At 51.7% G+C, this 3212-nt stretch carries 2 rRNA genes; both read left to right on the plus strand.

Features of this window, described 5'->3' with window-relative positions:
* Window positions 1–156: 156 nt before the first annotated feature.
* Window positions 157–2982, plus strand: a 23S ribosomal RNA gene (locus UYK_RS0110140).
* Between the two features lie 113 nt (window positions 2983–3095).
* Window positions 3096–3212: ribosomal RNA gene (rrf, locus tag UYK_RS0110145) — 5S ribosomal RNA — on the plus strand; the annotation flags it as partial.

The raw sequence follows: 3212 nt of genomic DNA on the forward strand, positions 1-3212 counted from the left end.
GGACTGCTGGGAAAAGAGCCAGCCAGAACCTTGAAAACTGCATAGAGAAGCGAAAAGGTAGTAGTTGAGAGTTGAGTGAGAGAAGTTGTAAGTGAAAAGCTAACAACGAAGTAAAATAGCTCAACAATCAACAAAATCCAGACACCAATGAAAAGTGGTCAAGCTAATAAGGGCTTGCGGAGGATACCTAGGCACACAGAGGCGAAGAAGGACGTGGTTACCAACGAAAAGCTCCGGGGAGTTGGAAGCAAGCATTGAGCCGGAGGTGTCCGAATGGGGGAACCCTAAAAACTGCCTATTGAATATATAGATAGGTAAGAGCGAACCGGGCGAACTGAAACATCTTAGTAGCCCGAGGAAAAGAAATCAAACGAGATTCTCCAAGTAGTGGTGAGCGAACGGGGAAGAGCCTAAACCAACAAGCTTGCTTGTTGGGGTAGTGGGACAGCATGATGCGAATCGTAGAGTTAGACGAAGCATTGAAAAGATGCACCAGAGAAAGTGAAAGTCTTGTAGTCGAAAACTTGAAGATAGCAGCTGAATCCCGAGTAGCATGGGGCACGTGAAATTCCATGTGAATCAGTCTCGACCACGAGATAAGGCTAAATACTCCTGTGTGACCGATAGCGAAACAGTACCGCGAGGGAAAGGTGAAAAGAACCCCAACAAGGGGAGTGAAAAAGAACATGAAACCGCAAGCCCACAAGCAGTGGGAGGACGATTAAACGTCTGACCGCGTGCCTGTTGAAGAATGAGCCGGCGAGTTATAAGCACTGGTAGGTTAAGTGGATAGCACGAAGCCAAAGCGAAAGCGAGTCTGAAGAGGGCGCAAATCAGTGTTTATAGACCCGAACCCTGGTGATCTAACCATGACCAGGATGAAGCTTGGGTAACACCAAGTGGAGGTCCGCACCGACCGATGTTGAAAAATCGGCGGATGAGTTGTGGTTAGGGGTGAAATGCCAATCGAACCAGGAGCTAGCTGGTTCTCCCCGAAATGTGTTGAGGCGCAGCGGTTGTGATTAACTCGGGGGGTAAAGCACTATTTCGGTGCGGGCTGCGAGAGCGGTACCAAATCGAGATAAACTCTGAATACCCGAAGAAGACACAGCCAGTGAGACGGTGGGGGATAAGCTTCATCGTCAAGAGGGAAACAGCCCAGACCACCAGCTAAGGTCCCCAAATCATCGCTAAGTGGCAAAGGAGGTGGGAGTGCATAGACAACCAGGAGGTTTGCCTAGAAGCAGCCACCCTTGAAAGAGTGCGTAATAGCTCACTGGTCAAGCGCTCCTGCGCCGAAAATGAATGGGACTAAGCGATGTACCGAAGCTGTGGGATTACATTGTAATCGGTAGGGGAGCGTTCTATATGGGAAGAAGCACTAGCGGCAAGCAGGTGTGGACTGTATAGAAGTGAGAATGTCGGCTTGAGTAGCGCAAACATTGGTGAGAATCCAATGCCCCGAAACCCCAAGGGTTCCAGAGCCAGGTTCGTCCACTCTGGGTTAGTCGGGACCTAAGGCGAGGTCGAACGGCGTAGTCGATGGACACAGGGTCAACAATCCCTGACTAAAGTATGGGAGCATTGCTAGGGACGCATGAGTGGGGACTACACCCTGACTGGATTGGGAGGAGTTTACGAACTCCGAGTAGTCGAAATGAGTGCCAAGAAAAGCTAGTAATGTGTTGAGCATACTTTACCCGTACCCGAAACCGACACAGGTGGGGAGGTTGAGAATACCAAGGGGCGCGAGATAACTCTCTCTAAGGAACTCGGCAAAATGGCCCCGTAACTTCGGAAGAAGGGGTGCCCACCTCAACAGGTGGGTCGCAGTGAAGAGATCCAGGCGACTGTTTACCAAAAACACAGGTCTCCGCAAACTCGTAAGAGCATGTATGGGGGCTGACGCCTGCCCAGTGCCGGAAGGTTAAGGAAGTTGGTCAGGGGGCAACCCTAAAGCTGACGACCGAAGCCCCGGTGAACGGCGGCCGTAACTATAACGGTCCTAAGGTAGCGAAATTCCTTGTCGGGTAAGTTCCGACCCGCACGAAAGGCGTAACGATCTGGATGGTGTCTCGGAGAGAGACTCGGCGAAATAGGATTGTCTGTGAAGATACGGACTACCTGCACCTGGACAGAAAGACCCTATGAAGCTTTACTGTAACCTGGAATGGTGTCCGGGCTGAGCTTGCGCAGGATAGGTGGGAGGCACTGAGGCATTCCTTGTGGGGGATGCGGAGCCAACGGTGAGATACCACTCTAGTTCAGCTAGGATTCTAACCCGCGACCGTCATCCGGTCGGGAGACAGTTTCAGGCGGGCAGTTTGACTGGGGCGGTCGCCTCCTAAAAGATAACGGAGGCGCGCAAAGGTTCCCTCAGCACGCTTGGAAACCGTGCGACGAGTGTAAAGGCATAAAGGGAGCTTGACTGCAACACCAACAAGTGGAGCAGGTAGGAAACTAGGCCTTAGTGATCCGACGGCGCAGCGTGGAATGGCCGTCGCTCAACGGATAAAAGTTACTCTAGGGATAACAGGCTGATCTCCCCCAAGAGTCCACATCGACGGGGAGGTTTGGCACCTCGATGTCGGCTCATCGCAACCTGGGGCGGAAGTACGTCCCAAGGGTTGGGCTGTTCGCCCATTAAAGCGGTACGTGAGCTGGGTTCAGAACGTCGTGAGACAGTTCGGTCCATATCCGGTGCAGGCGTAAGAGTATTGAGAGGAGCCTTCCTTAGTACGAGAGGACCGGGAAGGACGCACCGCTGGTGTACCAGTTATTGTGCCAACAGTAGACGCTGGGTAGCCATGTGCGGAGCGGATAACCGCTGAAAGCATCTAAGTGGGAAGCCCACCTCAAGATGAGTACTCTCACAGCACAAAGCTGGTAAGGTCACAGGTAGAACACCTGTTCATAGGCTCTAAGTGGAAGTGTGGCAACATATGAAGCTGAGGAGTACTAACAGACCGAGGGCTTGACCTCACCTTTAACATTGTTTCGCTTCAACATTCTATGCAGTCTTCAGGGTTTTGTTCATTGGTAATACCTCTAACTCATCTTACCAATTACCAATTACCAATTACCCATTAGCCTTTCCTGGTGTCTATGGCGCTGTGGAACCACTCTGAACCCTTCCCGAACTCAGTTGTGAAACGCTGCTGCGGCGACGATAGTTGGAGGGACACCTCCTGCAAAAATAGCTCGATGCCAGG

Origin of the sequence: Fischerella thermalis PCC 7521 (assembly GCF_000317225.1) — a bacterium.
Taxonomy (GTDB): Bacteria; Cyanobacteriota; Cyanobacteriia; order Cyanobacteriales; family Nostocaceae; genus Fischerella; species Fischerella thermalis.